Raw genomic sequence first — 15467 nt, 5'->3', positions numbered from 1 at the left:
CCGGTGATCGGCCACATGGGATGCCGCCAGACGCAAAGCTGCCGTGCCCCATGGCGAACGAGACGCCCGCGGGGCACGGCGATGTGCTGCGAACTCAAGGGCCCAACCGGTGTGTCAGCCCTTGTGGTTGGTCAGTCGGACTGCTTCGGGGCTTCTTCCTCGGCCGGGGCAGGAGCGGTGTCCGGGCCGTTGTCCGGACCCGTGTAGAAGACGGAGTTGCCCTGCTTGCTGCGCTGGGCCTGGCTCTTGGCGACGAGGCCTTCCAGCGTCGTGCGTACGACCGTTGTCTTGATGTTGCGCTCGGGATGCTGCCGCCCGAGTTCGGCGGTGACTTCGGCGGCAGAACGAGGCTCGCCCTGACCCGCCAGGTGTTCGCGCACGAGTTCCACGAGTGTGGGTGACGCGGACGACGCTGCCGCTGCCGTAGCGGCGCTCTTCCTGCTGGTCCGCTTCCGGGGTTCGGTGCCGGTCTTCTTGTCCTTCGTGGGCTTGGCCGCGCTCGATCGCTTGGTGCGCGGCGCGGGCACCGTGGAGGCGGACTTGGCCTCGGGGGCGGAGGGAGTTGCCGAAGCACCGAGCGCCTGCTGAATGCTCACAAGGACTGTGTGGTCCTGCCGCAAGGCGGCCAGCTGAGTTTGCAGCGTTTCGATCTCGCCGCCAATACGCTCCTGCTCCTTGAGGTTGCGCTCAAGGTCACCGGCCACTTGGGCGCTGTACTGCGACGTCAACTCGCTCGGTTCGACGGTGCTTTCGGACATGGTGCTCACATCCTTGCTCGAAGCCGAGGTCACGCGGAGCAGCGAGCCTGCGGCGTATGCGAAATCTAACGCGTGTGTCTGTTCTGCCTGGTCTCGTGTCGGCAGCGGCAGTTACTGCCGCACAGTGGTGTTGTAGCGATAGTACGGAAGACACCTGTGTTCGTCTCTTCGCCATCACTGAGACACCCCGTACCGGCGTGGCCGGCTGCTTCACTGCGCGGGCGGCTGGGGGTGCTCCGTGGGGAATTCCTGGGTACCGAGTACGCGCAGGAGGTCGAGTCGTTCGCGGGTGTCGGCGTCTGCCGGTGTGAGGACCAGGAGTTGCTGTCCTTGGTCGGGGGTGACCAGGGTCTCGCAGTCCATCAACAGGCGGCCGACCCGCGGGTGGAGGAGGGTTTTGCGGTCGGCGCGGCGGACTGCCACCTCGTGCTCGGCCCACAGGCGACGGAAGTCGGCGCTGGCTGCCTGTAGCCGGTCGATGAGTCCGGTGACCGTGGCGTCGCCCGAGCGGCGGCCGGCGGCCGCGCGCAGGTCGGCCACGAGTTGACGGGCGTGGCGCTCCTGTTCCTCGGGCGGACAGACGGCGCGGGTGGCGGGCTCGGTGAACCAGCGGTGGATGAGGTAGCGCCGGTCACCGGAGAGGGATGTCTGATCACCCATCAGGAGGAGGGCTGTTCGGTTCTGGGCGAGGATCTCGCCGAGGTCGGACAGCACCAGGGCCGGGGTGTCGCCGAGCAGGTCGAGCATGCGGATCAGTCCCGCGCGGGCCATGCGTGCCACTCCCTCGGCGGGCGGAGGGCGGTGCCCGGCGAGGTGGAACAGGTGGTCGCGCTCGTCGTCGGACAGACGCAAAGCTCGTGCCAGCGCGCCGAGCAGCTGGGGCGAGGGCTGGCTGCTACGGCTCTGCTCGAGCCGTACGACATAGTCCACCGACACGCCGGCGAGCATGGCCACCTCTTCCCGGCGCAGGCCGCTGGTGCGGCGGCGGGGTCCGTCGGCGAGGCCGACCTCGGCCGGGCGGATCGCCTCGCGGCGGCGGCGCAGGAAGTCGGCGAGCTGGTCACGCTGCATGACCCCAATGGTCCCTCGCGGAGGGCGAGCCGATCCAGGGAGTGGCTCTCCCATGATGAACGCTCCGCTCCCCGGCACCACAGGTGCGGACGCACAGTGGGGCAGAGGCCGACGACGAAGGAGAACGTCATGCAGACACGAACCCTGGGCAGCAGCGGCCCGGCCGTCTCCGCGCTGGGCTTGGGCGCGATGGGGATGTCGGGCGTCTACGGCGCGGCCGACCGCGCGGAGAGTGTCGCCACCGTGCATGCCGCGCTGGAGGCCGGCATCACGCTCATCGACACCGGCGACTTCTACGCCATGGGCCACAACGAGTTGCTGCTCGCCGAGGCACTCCGCGGCCGGGAACGGGACCGCTACCAACTGAGCGTCAAGTTCGGCATGTTGCGTGGGCCCGGTGCGCAGTTCGGTGGGCATGACTGCCGTCCCGAGGCGGTGAAGAACTTCCTCGCCTACTCGCTGACGCGGCTGGGCACCGACCACATCGACATCTACCGTCCTGCCCGGCTGGATCCGGCGGTACCCATCGAGGAGACGGTGGGAGCGGTGAAGGAGATGATCGAGGCAGGTCATGTGCGGTACCTGGGGCTCTCGGAGGTCGATGCGCCGACGATCCGCCGGGCACACGCCGTGCACCCGGTCGCCGACCTGCAGATCGAGTACTCGCTGATCTCCCGCGCGGTGGAGGCGGACGTCCTGCCGGTGCTGCGGGAGCTGGGCATCGGCCTGACCGCGTACGGCGTCCTGGGTCGTGGCCTGATCTCCGGGCACTGGTCCGCCGACCGGAGCCGCGGCCCGGGCGACAGTCGCGCCTTCAGCCCGCGCTTCTCGGACGGGAACGTGGAACACAACCTCGCCTTGGTGGAGGCTCTGCGGCGGGTCGCCGAGGCGAAGGGGTGCACCGTCGCCCAGCTGGCCATCGCCTGGGTGGCGGCGCAGGGCGCGGACATCGTGCCGCTGGTCGGTGCGCGTACTCGCGTACGGCTGGCCGAGGCGCTGCCCGCGATGGAACTGAACCTCACCCCCGACGACCTCGCCGAGATCGAGAAGGCGGTGCCGCTCGGCGCGGCGCGCGGTGACCGGTACCCGTCCGCGTTCATGTCCGGCCTCGGCGTGGGCAACTGAGACCGGCGTCGGCCAATGAGTCCGTCAGACCCTGATCCGGCAGCCGCATCCGATGAGTCAGGGCGAGCCGGATCAGGGGCTGACGGACGGACCGTCAGTCCTCCAGGCGGACGGGCATCAGGATCGAGAAGGTGCCCTCGTCGTCGGGCCGGCGGAGCGCGATGGGTGCGGTGGGAGCGCTGACCTCCAGAATCAGTCGGTCCCGGGCTCCGGCGTCCAGTGCGTCCAGCAGGAACTCACGGTTGACCGCGACGCGGTTCGGGGCGTCCTGACCGTCGGCGCAGAGGGCCACCGTGCCGCCATCCTCCACGCTGAGCACGCTGAGGTCGTGCGCTGCCCCCTCTCCGGAACGGACAGGACCGGTCTCCAGGGCCTTGCGGAAGTCCGCCACCTCGACGACGGTGCGGCGCTCCGCGGACTGGGGGAGGAGACGCCGGTAGTCCGGGAAGTCGTGGTTGAGGCACTGACCGGCCGCCTGCCTGTCCCCAGCCTCCAGCGTCACACGGTCACCGTCGACGGAGAGCCGCACGGGTCCTACGCCGTCCAACAGCGCCCGCATCGCGTCAACGAGCGGTGTGGGGACGATGACCTGCACACGGTTCCCGTCGTGCCCGTCGACACCCGCCTGCGCGACAGCCATGCGATACCGGTCGGTGGCCACGACGTGGAGGCTCTCGCCCTCGATGTCGAACAGGACCGCGCCGAGCATCGGTAGGTCCGGATCGGTACTCGCCGCGAACCGGACCGTGTCCAGTGCGGCTGCCAACTCGGGCGCGGCGACGGAGAGTCGGACGGTGGCGGTGCGCAGCGAAGTCATGTCATTCTCCCGATGATCGAGTAGTGCTCGGAGCGCGGAGAATTCGATGCGGGCATCGGACAGTCCCTGTTGCAGGCGGCGCAGGTGTGCCTTGAGCAGTTCACGGACCAGATCGGTGTCCGGGCCGGACCAACTGGCCAGCACCAGCCGGATGTCCGCAAGGGGCATCCCGGCCCGGCGCAGGCGGGCCAGCAACCGGGCCTCGTCGAGCTGCTCGGGTTCGTACCACCGATAACCGCTCACCGGATCCACCCAGGCCGGGACCAGCACACCGGCACGGTCGTAGAACCGCAGGGCGCTCACGCCCAAGCCGCTGTCGCGGGCCATCTCGCCAATGCTGCGCATGTCGTTCTCCACGCCCTGAACTCTGAACCCTTCACAAGGTCGAGGGTCAACCACACTCGGGCGACGTCTGCTGCGGCTTCCTCCGCTCTCCCTCCGGCGTGAAGGTGAAGGACCGCCGGAACGGCCCCTCGCCGAAGCGCACCGCGAGAAGGAGGGGTTGCTCGTGGTCGGGCGGCCACGAGTCGGTCTCGGACGCGGTGCCGTTCCACAGATGGAAGACAACCATCGGCTGCGTCGGATCCTCGCTGAGGTAGCCAAGCGTCTTCCCGTACAACGGATTACTCCCTCCGAACAGCACTGAGGGAGCACCGAACTCCACCGTCACGTCCGGCCACGTGCGGTCCTCCGCGGCCCACTGCCGCACACGACCTCTGAGGGCGTCGTACGCTCCCGCTGCGAGCACCTCGTCCGGCTTGAGCCAGCCACGCCGCTGCGCGAACTCGGCGTACACCGAAGCCATGCCGTACTCGTAGTTCCGTCCCGGTATCAGGTCGCAGAAGGCCCCGGCCACGCCGATAGAGGTCCAGAGCCCGCGGTCTTCCCACTCTCGCTGCTGCTGATCGATTGCCTCGGGCTGACGTTCAACGAACAGCAGGTGATCGATCAGGATCCGAAGAGCCATCTCGCCGCCGAACATCCCGGGCCGGCGGAGCGCGAGGTTGAGCTGGTCGACGAGGTGAGTGTGTATCTCTTCGGCTGTGGCAAGCGAGTTGGGAAGGGGCACGTGCACAGTCTCCCGTATCCGGGAGCCACCCGATTGCGACGACGGCCTCCGTTCAGAACAGAGGCGTCGCGAGCAGCGCCAGCGCGGGCGGCAGGCCTTGGCCCAGGGCGCCGCGCCACAGGCGCGGGAAAGAGACGACGAAGATGATCGCGGAGGCGATCAGGAACGCGCAGAGATAAATGATCAGGGTGCGGCCGACGGTGACATCGCCGGTGTGCAGGGCCGTGACCCCAGCGACGAGGCCGAGGCCGAGGAGGACGTTGTAGGCGGCGACCCCTGAGCGCCACAGGGTGACTTCGGGTGCGTCGGCGGCAGAGGTCGTGAGGAAGATGCGGACCGCAGGACGGTCGTAGAAGAACCGTTCCAGGGTTCCGACGACGATGTGGGTCAGGGCCGCGATGACGGCGAATACCTGGGTCACGAGGTTCACGGTCCGGAGTGTCCGCCTTTGTTCGCAGATCGGCAAGAGCGCTGGAGCTTCTACGAGGCGGGCTGGGCGGCAACGGCTCGGCGGTGACTGACCAACCGGCGTTGGATCAGCGCCCGGTCGAGCCGTCGATCAGCTCGCGGAGGATGTCCGCGTGGCCCGCGTGACGGCCGGTTTCCTCGATCATGTGGGTGAGTGCCCAGCGGACGCTGGGAGCGGCGCGGTCCTGCTGTGGTCGGGGGAGTGGTGCGCCGAGGTCGGTGCACGTGTCGAGCACGGTGTTCGCGCGCTGGACCACCTCTCGATAGCGGGCCACGACATCGGCCACGCTGTCCGTCGGCGCGGCCTTGAACGTCGCTTTCCAGTTGGTGACTTCGTCCCCGAGGAACATGGCGCGCTCGACGAAGGTCAGGTGGTTGAGCAGGCCGAGCAGGTTCGTACCCGACGGCACTCCGGCCGTGCGCACCTGCGGTTCGGGGGCGCCGTCGACCTTCGCGGCGATCGACGTCCGGAGGTAGTCGAGGAATCCGCGCAGGACCTCGATCTCGCTGTTCGCGGTCCGGGGTGGTGGGGTGTCGCGGCGGCGGGTGGTGTTGGGCATGGGGGTCTCCTTGCCTTCGCAGGGCCGGCCGCGGAGTCAGGTCGTCCGGCGGATGAGGAGGATGTGGTCGGTGACCTCGGCGGTGCGCCCGCCCGGTCCCGTCGCGATGCGACGAAGGACGTCGGCCCGCTCGACCGTCCACATGTCCGGGTCCAGACCGATCTCTGCGGCGACTTCCCGCGGGCTCGGATAGTGAATGTCGGGGTCCTGGTTCCACGACCACGGCGCGGCCGAGCCGTGGTCGACGACCAGCAGTCGCCCGCCCGCGCGCAGTGCGTGCGCGGCCGAGCGCAGGACCGCTGACCGGTCCAGGTCGAAGGGGGTGTGCAGGTAGAAGGCGCAGATCAGGTCGAATTCGCCGGACGGGAAAGACTCCTGCAAGTCGTGCCGCACCGCCGTCACGCGCTCGCCCAGGCCGTGTGAGCGGGCGAGGGCAGCGAGCCGCTCCACCGCCACCGCCGAGATGTCGACGGCTGTGACCCGCCACTCCTGGCGGGCGAGCCACAGCGCGTCGCCGCCGTTGCCGCAGCCGAGGTCCAACGCGTCACCGGGCGGCAGGTCGGCCACCGTCTCGGTGAGGCGAGCATTTGGCTGGGGGCCGTCGGCCACCCCTCGGGCCGCGTAGACGCCATCCCAGAAAGCGACCGCATCGGTGGTGCTCATCGAGGCTCCTTGTGTCGGCATGCCCTCAGTCTTGCGAGCCGCCCAAGGATTGGCGCGGAATCTTGCTGTTTTGGCAAACCAGCCTAATGCTCCAGCCGTAGTTGTGGATCTTGGAAGTTGAGGTGGTTCCGACGGGTGCGCCCACCGGTGATCATCGGGTGTGAGGACAGAAGATCAGACGGTAGCCGTAGGCCACGGCGTAGGCCCTGCCCGTTGGGACGAGGAGTTCGAGGAGCTGATGGAGCGCATAGCCGGGCGGCTCGCCTGTTCTGAACCCCGGCGTCGGGTAGGGAAGTTCGTTCGCGGACTGCCAGCTGTTGATCCGCCGCGACCGCACTACCGGCGAGGCGGCCTATTACCGCTGCCCGCCCAGGTCCGCGTCGCCGGAATCCGCTGGAGGGTCGAGTAGACCTTCCAGGCCAGCAAGGGCCTCGCCGGACTGGACGAGCACCAGGTCCGCCGCCGTACTCCCTGGCTGCGCTGGGTGACCCTCGCGATGCTCGCCCACGCTTTCCTGGCCGTCATCCGTGCCGACGAGCACCGCGAACACCCCGCCCGCGCCCGCGACTGCCACTACCGCCGACGCGAGGCCACAACATGAAGATCCACAACTGCGGACGGAGTCTTAATTGACCGGCGGTAAGAAGCAACACACCGAAGTCAGCGCGGCTCGAGGGCCCCTCAGGCCGCCATCAGCGCCGCCAGGGCGCGGTCCATCGCGGCGTTGAACTCTTCCGGCGTCAGCGGCAGCCGGGACTTGACGTCCCGACTCCATTGGTCGGCGAGGACCTCGGCGGAGCCCGCCTCGACACCGTCGAGCGCCGCGTCGGCCAGGTCCGACGGAGCGATCTTGTCCACGGGCCAGCCCGCCGCCATGTCGGTGTCGGCCAGGCCGAGGTGTACTGCTGTGACGAGCGTGCCCTGCTCGGCGAGCTCCAGGCGGACGCCGTTGGTCATGGCCCAGGCGGCGGCCTTGGTCAGGTGGTAGGCATTGGCGCCCTTGCCCCCGAACCACGACATGGCGGAGAGGACGTTGACGATCGCGCCCCCGCCGTTCCCGGCGAGCGCCGGCGCGAACTCCCGGATCATTCCCAGGTGGCCGAACATGTTGGTCTCCAGCTCGTGCCGCACCGCGTCCAGCGAACCGGTGACCAGGTCGGTCCCCGTATTGATTCCCGCGTTGTTGATGAGTAGCGAGACGTCCGGGGCGGCCTCGGCGGCGGCCCTCACGGACGCGGGATCGGCGATGTCGAGGGGCAGCGCCTCGACCCCGGGCAGGTCCACGGTCTCCGGTCGGCGGGCCGTCGCGTAGACCTTGTGGGCGCCCCGTTCGAGCAGGCGCTGGGCGAAGGCGCGGCCCAGGCCGCGGTTGGCTCCCGTGACAAGGGCGACGGAGTTGTTGATGTCCATGCCCGGTACGCTAAAACCTGACGCCAGCGTCAGAGGCAAGTGCTGGCCGTCAGGACCGGGGCGAGAGGAATCACCATGACCGTCACGGAGGCTGCGGCCGAGCGGCTGGTCCGCATCGGCGAGGTGGCACGGGGCGCCGGCGTCTCGGTACGCGCCGTGCGCTACTACGAGCAGCAGGGGCTGCTCATTGCGGAGCGCAGCCCGTCCGGCCAGCGCCTCTACCGGCAGGACACCGTCACCCTGGTGCGCTTCTTCCAGCAGATGTTCGCCGCCGGTCTGACCAGCCGAAGGATCGCGGAACTCCTTCCATGCTGGGACACCGGGCACACCGACGCCGAGCAACGAGCCATGCTGCGCGCCGAGCGCGACCGTATCCAGGCCAAGGTCGACGACCTGCAGACCGCCCTGGACCGCCTCGACGAGGTCATCGCGATCACGGACGCGCACCCGTAGGCGCGGTCGGTCGGACGTCGCACCAGCGATCTACCTTTGATCTTGGCCAGCGCTCCGGCGTTTACGCCGGGGGTGAAGGCCATCTCAAAATGGGTGTGACCCGCAGCGAAGCACGGGTCTGCACTGTTCAGCTCATCCCACGGGGCGTTTCTGCCGCTCGATGTACTGCTGTACGACGGTCACAGGCGCCCCGCCGCAGCTTCCGGCGAAGTACGAGCCAGACCAAACGTGCCCGCCCCACAGGTACCGGCGCACGTGCGCGTCGTAGTCCTTGCGCAGCAAGCGGGCGGAGATGCCCTTGAGGGAGTTGACCAGCTTGGAGAGTTGGACTTTCGGCGGGTAGTGCACGAGCAGGTGTACGTGATCCTCTTCACCGTTGAACTGCTTGAGGTCCGCTTCGAAGTCCGTGCAGACCTCTCGCATGATCTCTTCGCAGCGAGTCAGCATCTCGTCCGTGAATGCCTTGCGTCGGTAGTTGGTGGCGAACACCAAATGCGCGTGCAGGTTGTAGACCACATGACGGCCAGTGCGTACGTCCGGGTTCGGGTTCCAGCGTGGTGCCATGAACCAAGAGCGTAGAGTGATCGTAGTGAGTGAACTCGGTTTGCTGAAGCGGCAGTTCGGGCATCGCGCCCGGCTGGCGCTGAGCCCTGCCGAGATCCGGCTCATCGATGACCAGGCGCATGCGGCCCGTACCCTGTGGAACTGTCTGCACTCCTGGTGGCAGATGACGCCGAAGAGCGACACGAAGCTGTCTGTCGCTGATGCGGCGATCCGGCAGGCCCGCAAGGACCTCGATTACCTCGCCATCCTCCCCGCACAGGCCGCGCAGGCCGTCTTGAAGACGTACCTGCGCGCCTGGGTGAACTGCTGGGAAGGCCGGGCCGACGAGCCGAACTATAAGGGCCGCTTCCGCTCGTCGATGTCCGTGGACATCCCGCAGGGCCGGGACCTGAACATCGTCCGCGTGCACCGCCGGTGGGGCATGGTCAACATTCCCAGGGTGGGCCGGGTCCGCTTCCGCTGGACCACAGACCTCCCGGTGGGCAAGCGGGCTGACAAGGAGAACCGGATCACCGGCGCCCGCCTCGTGCAGGAAGCGAACGGCTGGCACATCGCCTTCCGCGTCCAGATCTTGGAAGACGAGCCCGAACCGCACAAGGGGCCGGAAGTCGGCATCGACACCGGGGTGAACATCCCCCTCGCCCTGTCCAACAAGGACCACCAGGACCACGGGCGTCGGCCGCGGCTGCCGGACGGCACTGCCGACCGCGACAAGTGGCTCACCGGGAAGGAGAAGGCCAAGCTCCTCAAGCTGGAGCGGCAGGCCGCGCATCAGAAGTCCTTCCGCAAGAAGGGGGAGAAGACCTCCAGCCGCTTGCAGCACACCTACGACCAGATCAAGCAGCTCCGAGCAAAAGCCACGCGACGAGCCCTTGACTGGCAGCACAAGACGACCACCTACCTCGCCCGCACCTACGGCGTGCTGGTGGTCGAACAGCTCAACATCCTCGGCATGACCAAAACCCCCGCGCCCAGGCCCGACCCCGAAAGCGCAGGAGTATTCCTGCGCAACGGGGCCAGGGCGAAGGCCGGACTCAACCGCTCCATCGCCCAAGAGGCCTGGGGGCGGACCGTGACGATGCTGACGTACAAGACCGCCCGCTACGGCGGCCGGCTCGTCAAGGTCCCCGCCCCCCACACCTCCCAGCGATGCTCCGCCTGCGGACTCACCGTTCCCGGCAGCCGAGAGAGTCAAGAACTGTTCGTATGCAAGAACCCTGACTGCGGCTGGACGGCGAACGCCGACTGGAACGCGGCTCGGAACATCTTGCACCTGTACCGGATCGGCCACGTCGTCGTGGAGGTCCCGGCCGCCGGAAGGCGCGGTCGCAGGGCGGGCAAAACCGTCAAGCCTGTCACCGCAAGGTAGACGGGAATCCTCTTCCTGAGCTTGCGAAGGGAGGGGAGAGCTTCAACAAGGCCTGGACCCCAACGCCGGCGGTGACTACAACTCGCTGCCCTGGCGGATGGGCCTGCTGACCCAGACCAACTCCCCCTGCTGACGGCCCGGACCGTCATCGAGCATCCATCTCACCCCGCGGGGCGGCCTGCCCGGCGGGGTGACGTGCTGCTCGCGCGCCCCCGCCTGTTGCACACACGGCGCCGCGCCGAGGAACGGCGGTAGTCCCCAACTCCTCGTAGAGGAGCTCCGGTGAACGCGCGCGGCGCCTCCGCCCTGACCTTCGGGGTGGCGGTGGCGCTCATCGCCGGAGTCACCCTCGGCAACGGCGGCGCGAACGTGATGCCCGTCTTCGTCGACGACTTCGTCCGAAACGGGTGTGGATGACCCGCCTGGGCCTGGCCCTCTCGGGAGCCGGCTTCCTCGGAGCGGCGGCGGCCGTCGACCCGGTGACCCTGGTCCTGGCCAACCTGGTCCTCGGCGCGGGGCTCGGCGCGGTCTACGCGGCGGCCACGGCGGCGCTCGCCGCCACGGACGACGCCGACAAGGCGTCCGCCGTCACCATCTGCGGTGTGGTCGGTGTGACGGCTCTGCTGATCATGGGCGTCCCCGCGGCCAACCACGACCTCGGGGAGGGCACTGGTTTCCTGCTCATGGCGTTGTGCTGTCTCGCCGCCCGGCCACTGGTACGACGGCTCCCGGACGGCCCCGCCACAGCGGACACCGGGCCCGTTGGCGGGGGAGTGACGATTGCGACCAAGCCGTCCGTGGTGCTGCTCCTTGGGACCGCGCTCCTGTGGACCGTCACCCAGGGCGCGTGGTCGTACGCCTCGGTGCTCGGCCGTCAGCACACCGGGATGTCCCACTCGGCCGTGTCGGCCGTCCTCGCCGTCTCCAGCGTCGTGGCGCTCGTCGGCGCAGCGGTGGGCCCGGTGGCGGCGCGTCGCTTCGGGCGTATGCAGTTCATGGCCGTCTTCGTCACGGCGCAGGCCCTCGCGATGGCGGTCCTGGTCCTCACCCACGACCCCGTGGTCTTCACCGTCGCGGCCGTCCTCTGGCAGGCCTGCCAACTGGCCGTCCTGGTGCAGATGCTCGCGGCTGCCGCGCTCAACGACCCGACCGGACGCCTGGTCGCCTCCCTCAGCGGGGCGGGCGCCCTGGGCACCGGCATCGGACCCCTGGCCGTCGGAGCCGTCCTCGACGCCGCCGGGGCCGACGTGCTCGGCATCGTCCTCGCATTCGGCACCGTCGTCGCCTCGCTGCCCCTGCTCCGGATGACGGTGGCCGGTACGGCGGCACCGCCCGAGAAGGAACTCGCACCGGGCATCAGCGGCCCCTCGCTGGCCGCTGAGGTCCCCTCTGTGGCCGCAGGGGTCAGTTCCCGCTGGTCGCCGGGTGCATAGGTTCCCGGCAGACAACATCTGAGACATCCCAGAAAGGGGGCGGACTGGTGAGTGAGAACCAGTACGACACCTGTGTGATCGGTGCCGGACCCGCGGGCCTGGCGGTCGCGAGGGCACTGGCCGAGCGCGGCCTGCCGTACACGCACATCGAGCGGCACACCGGGCCGGGCGGGCTGTGGGACATCGACAACCCGGGCAGCCCGATGTACGAGTCGGCCCACTTCATCTCCAGCAAGACCCTTTCCGGCTTCGGCGGCTATCCGATGCCGGACCACTTCGCCGACTACCCGCCGCACCGGCAGATCCTTTCCTACCTGACGTCGTTCGCCGAGGCGTACGGGCTGGGGGACCGGATCGAGTTCGGCACCGAGGTCCGCGGCGTGGCCAAGAACCCGGACGGCACCTGGACCGTCACCCGGGCCGACGGCCGGGCGAGCACGCACCGGCAGGTCGTGGTGTGTACGGGGGCGCAGTGGCACCCCAATGTCCCCGACCTGCCCGGCGACTTCACCGGCGAGGTCCGCCACACGGTCACCTACCGCAGCGGCGCCGAACTGCGGGGCAAGCGGGTTCTGGTGGTGGGTGCGGGGAACTCCGGTCTTGACATCGCCTGCGACGCGGCGCGGTCCGCCGACCACGCGGCGATCAGCATGCGCCGTGGGTACTGGTTCATACCGAAGCACCTGTTCGGGCGGCCCGTGGACACCATCGCCGCCGGCGGACCCCACCTGCCGATGTGGGTGCAGCAGAAGCTGTTCGGCGGCCTGCTGCGGCTCCTCAACGGCGACCCGCGCAGGCTCGGTCTGCAAAAGCCCGACCACAAGCTGTTCGAGACCCACCCCGCCCTCAACTCGCTGCTGATCCACCACCTCCAGCACGGGGACATCACGGCCAGGCCGGGCATCGCGCGCACCGAGGGCAGGACGGTGCACTTCACCGACGGCACCAGCGACGACTTCGATCTGATCCTGCTGGCCACGGGATACGTCCACAAAGTCCCCGTCGCGCAGCGGTACTTCGGCGATGAGCAGCACCCCGACCTCTACCTGTCCTCGTTCTCCCGCGAGCATGAGGGCCTGTTCGGTGTCGGCTTCGTGGAGACCAACTCCGGTGCCTACCAACTCTTCGACCGGCAGGCCCAGTTGATCGCCTCCTTCATCCGGGACGGGCGTGCCGGGCTGCCGACGGCCGAGCGGTTCGCCCGCATGATCCGCGGCGACCGGCCCGATCTGTCCGGCGGACTGAAGTTCGTCGACTCGCCGCGCCACACCGGCTACGTCCACAGCGAGGCCATCGTGAAGTACCTCGGCAAGGTCGCCGAAGGGATGGGCTGGCGCACCGCGGGCCTGCCGCCTCGGGCCACCTCCGCGCGACAGGAGGCGGTGGCGCCATGACGTACGACTTCCGTGACAAGGTCATCCTGGTGACCGGCGGCGCCGGAGGCATCGGCAGCGCCTTGTGCCACCGCTTCGCCGCGGGCGGTGCCCGCCTCGTCGTGGTCGACATCGACGAGGCGCGGGCCGGGCGGACCGCCGGCGAGCTGCCGGGGAGCGGGCATGTGGGGCTCGGCTGCGACCTGCTGGAGCGCGCCGGGGTGGAGTTGATGCTCGACGGCGTCGCGGCCACCCACGGCCGGATCGATGTCCTCGTGAACAACGTGGGCATGACCAGCTCCGAACGGTTCGACGCGCGCAGCGTCGAGAGCATCGAGCGGGAGATCGACCTCAATCTGGTCTCCCCGCTGGTCACCACCCGGCTCGCCATCCCGCTGCTGCGGGCCTCGGCCGACCCCCGGGTGATCACCACCGTGTCCCTCGGCGGGATCTTCCCGCTGGGCGAGACCCCCGTCTACACCGCCTCGAAGTTCGGGCTGCGGGGCGCGATGCTCGCCATCGGACTGGATCTGCGGAGCAAGGGCATCCAGGCGGGTTCGGTGCTGCCGTCGGCGACCGACACCCGGATGCTCCGCCAGGAAGCCGTCGAGGGCGGGAACTCCATGCAGTTCCAGGACGCGCCGCAGCAGCCGTCCGACGTCGTCAGAGCGGCTGTGAGCCTGCTGGACAAACCCCGCCTCGAGGCCTACGTCAGGCCCGGCGAGTCACGGCTGGTGCGGTGCGCGCTGCTGGCCCCGAACCTGCTGCCCCGGCTCTTCCCGCTGTTCCGCAAGCGGGGCGAGCGAGGTATGGCCCGTTATCTGGAGGACCTGCGCCGCAGGGGACTGGCCCGCCAGGTCGGCGGCCGGTGGGAACTGGTGGAGGAAGCATGAGCGGGACCCGCCTCACCGCTCGCGAGGAGACGCTGGACGTCGTCAACCCCGCGACGGGCGAGCTGATCACGACCGTGACCACGGCAAGCGAGCAGGACGTGACGCTGGCCGCCGAGCGGGCGCACAAGGTCTTCGAGAGCGGCGTCTGGGCCGGCCGGTCCCCACGGGAGCGGGCCGCTGTGCTGCTGAGACTCGCAGATCTCATGGAGCGCGACGCCGAGTTGCTGGCCCGGCTGGACTGCGAGGACGCGGGCAAGCCGATCACGGAGTGCCGTACCGGCGACGTACCCGGGGCCATCGAGTCGATCCGCTGGTTCGCGGAGGCGGCCGACAAGGTCTTCGGCCGCGTAGCCCCCACCGGTCACGACAGCCTGGGCCTGGTGAGTCGTGAACCGGTCGGAGTGGCCGCCGCGATCCTGCCCTGGAACTACCCGTTGGCGATGGCCGCCTGGAAGCTCGGGCCCGCGCTCGCCGCGGGCAACTCCCTGCTGCTCAAGCCCGCCGAGGCCACCCCGCGCTCCACGCTGCACCTGGCCGCGCTGGCGGCCGAGGCGGGCCTGCCGGACGGTGTGCTCACCGTGCTGCCCGGCCACGGCCCCGTCACCGGTACGGCGCTCGCCCGCAACCCCCTCGTGCGCGCACTGTCGTTCACCGGGTCGACGGCCACCGGACGCCGCATCCTGGCCGACGCGGCGGAGACCAACTTCAAGCGGGTCTCCTTGGAGATGGGCGGCAAGAGCCCCCAGGTTCTGATGCCGGACGCGCTCGCATACGGCGACGAACTGATCGACCACATGGTCGAGGCCGCGTTCCTGACCATGGGGCAGAACTGCACCGCCGGCTCCCGCGTCCTGGTCCACCACAGCATCGCCGAGGAGGTGCTGGACCGGTTCACCCGGGCCGCGCAGAGCCTCGCCATCGGCGATCCCGCCGACGCACGCACCCAGGTGGGGCCGCTCATCAGCCGTGCCGCCTTCGACCGGGTCGCGGCGGCGGTGGACGGGGCCCGCTCCGCCGGAGCCCAGATCCACACCGGCGGGCTTCCGCACGGTCTGCCCGCGCGCGGCGCCTACTACCCGCCGACCGTGATCAGCCGGGTCCCGGTGGGCAGCGACGTGCTCACCAAGGAGCTGTTCGGCCCTGTCGTGACCGTCCAGACCTTCACCTCGGAGGACGAGGCGGTGCGGATGGCGAATGCCACCGAATACGGGCTCGCCGCCTCGGTGTGGACCCGCGACCTCGACGCCGCGCTCCGGCTCGCGCGGGGCATCGAAGCCGGGGTGGTCTCCGTCAACGCCTACAGCGAAGGCGACATCACCACGCCCTTCGGCGGGTGGAAGCAGTCGGGATTCGGTGGGGCGGAGAAGTCCACGGACGCCTTCGCACAGTGGACCAGGGCGAAGACCATCTGGATCCGCACGCGCTGACCCGGCGGCCCGCC

General features: G+C 69.4%; 17 protein-coding genes and 1 pseudogene. 9 read left to right on the top strand and 9 right to left on the bottom strand.

Annotated elements, in window-relative coordinates; all coding sequences use genetic code 11:
- Positions 1-131: 131 nt before the first annotated feature.
- Both BN159_RS02285 and BN159_RS02280 read right to left on the bottom strand, forming a co-directional pair.
- Positions 132-758: a hypothetical protein gene (locus BN159_RS02285; RefSeq protein ID WP_015655265.1), complete on the bottom strand. Its 627-nt coding sequence runs from the start codon at positions 756-758 to the stop codon at positions 132-134.
- Positions 759-968: 210 nt separating this feature from the next.
- Entirely contained in the window at positions 969-1829 is an 861-nt protein-coding gene (locus BN159_RS02280) for a helix-turn-helix transcriptional regulator (RefSeq protein ID WP_015655264.1), read from the bottom strand.
- Between the two features lie 129 nt (positions 1830-1958).
- Here BN159_RS02280 and BN159_RS02275 point away from each other — a divergent pair, with 129 nt between their 5' ends.
- On the top strand, positions 1959-2954 hold the full coding sequence (locus BN159_RS02275; RefSeq protein WP_015655263.1) for an aldo/keto reductase: 996 nt from the start codon (positions 1959-1961) through the stop codon (positions 2952-2954).
- Between the two features lie 94 nt (positions 2955-3048).
- Here BN159_RS02275 and BN159_RS02270 read toward each other — a convergent pair whose 3' ends face one another.
- The 5 genes from BN159_RS02270 to BN159_RS02250 form a co-directional block, all read right to left on the bottom strand.
- The gene (locus tag BN159_RS02270; RefSeq protein WP_015655262.1) at positions 3049-4116 is read right to left on the bottom strand and encodes a DNA polymerase III subunit beta family protein; all 1068 of its coding nucleotides are present in this window, start codon (positions 4114-4116) and stop codon (positions 3049-3051) included.
- Positions 4117-4162: 46 nt separating this feature from the next.
- Positions 4163-4840 carry a hypothetical protein gene (locus BN159_RS02265; RefSeq protein WP_015655261.1) on the bottom strand — a complete coding sequence of 226 codons (678 nt, stop codon included), beginning with the start codon at positions 4838-4840 and terminating at the stop codon, positions 4163-4165.
- Positions 4841-4892: 52 nt separating this feature from the next.
- Positions 4893-5270 (bottom strand): DUF1304 domain-containing protein, encoded by a 378-nt coding sequence (locus BN159_RS02260; RefSeq protein ID WP_015655260.1) that lies wholly within the window; start codon positions 5268-5270, stop codon positions 4893-4895.
- Positions 5271-5376: 106 nt separating this feature from the next.
- A complete protein-coding gene (locus BN159_RS02255) occupies positions 5377-5868 on the bottom strand; it encodes a DinB family protein (protein ID WP_015655259.1) in 492 nt (163 codons plus the stop codon).
- 36 nt (positions 5869-5904) lie between these two features.
- Positions 5905-6531 (bottom strand): class I SAM-dependent methyltransferase, encoded by a 627-nt coding sequence (locus BN159_RS02250; protein WP_015655258.1) that lies wholly within the window; start codon positions 6529-6531, stop codon positions 5905-5907.
- Between the two features lie 311 nt (positions 6532-6842).
- On the opposite strand from BN159_RS02250, the pseudogene BN159_RS43540 reads away from it, so the two are divergent.
- A pseudogene (locus tag BN159_RS43540) lies at positions 6843-7132 on the top strand (IS701 family transposase); the annotation flags it as partial.
- Between the two features lie 80 nt (positions 7133-7212).
- On the opposite strand, the gene BN159_RS02240 reads toward BN159_RS43540, so the two are convergent.
- Positions 7213-7941 (bottom strand): SDR family oxidoreductase, encoded by a 729-nt coding sequence (locus BN159_RS02240; protein ID WP_015655257.1) that lies wholly within the window; start codon positions 7939-7941, stop codon positions 7213-7215.
- A gap of 75 nt (positions 7942-8016) precedes the next feature.
- On the opposite strand from BN159_RS02240, the gene BN159_RS02235 reads away from it, so the two are divergent.
- Positions 8017-8394 carry a MerR family transcriptional regulator gene (locus BN159_RS02235; protein ID WP_015655256.1) on the top strand — a complete coding sequence of 126 codons (378 nt, stop codon included), beginning with the start codon at positions 8017-8019 and terminating at the stop codon, positions 8392-8394.
- 132 nt (positions 8395-8526) lie between these two features.
- On the opposite strand, the gene tnpA is transcribed toward BN159_RS02235, so the two are convergent.
- Positions 8527-8958 (bottom strand): IS200/IS605 family transposase, encoded by a 432-nt coding sequence (gene tnpA / locus BN159_RS02230; protein WP_015655255.1) that lies wholly within the window; start codon positions 8956-8958, stop codon positions 8527-8529.
- Positions 8959-8983: 25 nt separating this feature from the next.
- On the opposite strand from tnpA, the gene BN159_RS02225 reads away from it, so the two are divergent.
- The 6 genes from BN159_RS02225 (at position 8984) to BN159_RS02205 (ending at position 15453) form a co-directional block, all read left to right on the top strand.
- Positions 8984-10327 carry an RNA-guided endonuclease InsQ/TnpB family protein gene (locus BN159_RS02225; RefSeq protein ID WP_015655254.1) on the top strand — a complete coding sequence of 448 codons (1344 nt, stop codon included), beginning with the start codon at positions 8984-8986 and terminating at the stop codon, positions 10325-10327.
- A 282-nt stretch (positions 10328-10609) separates the two neighbouring features.
- Complete coding sequence (locus tag BN159_RS47395) at positions 10610-10744, top strand: hypothetical protein (RefSeq protein WP_015655253.1); 135 nt, start codon at positions 10610-10612, stop codon at positions 10742-10744.
- Complete coding sequence (locus BN159_RS02220) at positions 10741-11760, top strand: MFS transporter (RefSeq protein ID WP_015655252.1); 1020 nt, start codon at positions 10741-10743, stop codon at positions 11758-11760. The genes BN159_RS47395 and BN159_RS02220 overlap by 4 nt, the downstream gene beginning before the upstream one ends.
- 47 nt (positions 11761-11807) lie before the next feature.
- Complete coding sequence (locus BN159_RS02215; RefSeq protein ID WP_015655251.1) at positions 11808-13154, top strand: flavin-containing monooxygenase; 1347 nt, start codon at positions 11808-11810, stop codon at positions 13152-13154.
- Positions 13151-14026, top strand: a complete 876-nt coding sequence (locus BN159_RS02210) for an SDR family NAD(P)-dependent oxidoreductase (RefSeq protein WP_015655250.1) — start codon at positions 13151-13153, stop codon at positions 14024-14026. Before BN159_RS02215 ends, BN159_RS02210 begins: the two co-directional genes overlap by 4 nt.
- The gene (locus BN159_RS02205; protein ID WP_015655249.1) at positions 14023-15453 is read left to right on the top strand and encodes an aldehyde dehydrogenase family protein; all 1431 of its coding nucleotides are present in this window, start codon (positions 14023-14025) and stop codon (positions 15451-15453) included. The genes BN159_RS02210 and BN159_RS02205 overlap by 4 nt, the downstream gene beginning before the upstream one ends.
- Positions 15454-15467: the final 14 nt, after the last annotated feature.

The organism is Streptomyces davaonensis JCM 4913, from assembly GCF_000349325.1.
GTDB classification, from domain to species: Bacteria; Actinomycetota; Actinomycetes; order Streptomycetales; family Streptomycetaceae; genus Streptomyces; species Streptomyces davaonensis.
This window is presented reverse-complemented; position numbering and strand designations above follow the sequence as displayed.

Coding starts and splice junctions, on each gene's coding strand:
- BN159_RS02285 (WP_015655265.1), bottom strand. CDS start 758: ATGTCCGAAAGCACCGTCGAACCGAGCGAGTTGACGTCGCAGTACAGC.
- BN159_RS02280 (WP_015655264.1), bottom strand. CDS start 1,829: ATGCAGCGTGACCAGCTCGCCGACTTCCTGCGCCGCCGCCGCGAGGCG.
- BN159_RS02275 (WP_015655263.1), top strand. CDS start 1,959: ATGCAGACACGAACCCTGGGCAGCAGCGGCCCGGCCGTCTCCGCGCTG.
- BN159_RS02270 (WP_015655262.1), bottom strand. CDS start 4,116: ATGCGCAGCATTGGCGAGATGGCCCGCGACAGCGGCTTGGGCGTGAGC.
- BN159_RS02255 (WP_015655259.1), bottom strand. CDS start 5,868: ATGCCCAACACCACCCGCCGCCGCGACACCCCACCACCCCGGACCGCG.
- BN159_RS02250 (WP_015655258.1), bottom strand. CDS start 6,531: ATGAGCACCACCGATGCGGTCGCTTTCTGGGATGGCGTCTACGCGGCC.
- BN159_RS02240 (WP_015655257.1), bottom strand. CDS start 7,941: ATGGACATCAACAACTCCGTCGCCCTTGTCACGGGAGCCAACCGCGGC.
- BN159_RS02235 (WP_015655256.1), top strand. CDS start 8,017: ATGACCGTCACGGAGGCTGCGGCCGAGCGGCTGGTCCGCATCGGCGAG.
- tnpA (WP_015655255.1), bottom strand. CDS start 8,958: ATGGCACCACGCTGGAACCCGAACCCGGACGTACGCACTGGCCGTCAT.
- BN159_RS02220 (WP_015655252.1), top strand. CDS start 10,741: ATGACCCGCCTGGGCCTGGCCCTCTCGGGAGCCGGCTTCCTCGGAGCG.
- BN159_RS02210 (WP_015655250.1), top strand. CDS start 13,151: ATGACGTACGACTTCCGTGACAAGGTCATCCTGGTGACCGGCGGCGCC.
- BN159_RS02205 (WP_015655249.1), top strand. CDS start 14,023: ATGAGCGGGACCCGCCTCACCGCTCGCGAGGAGACGCTGGACGTCGTC.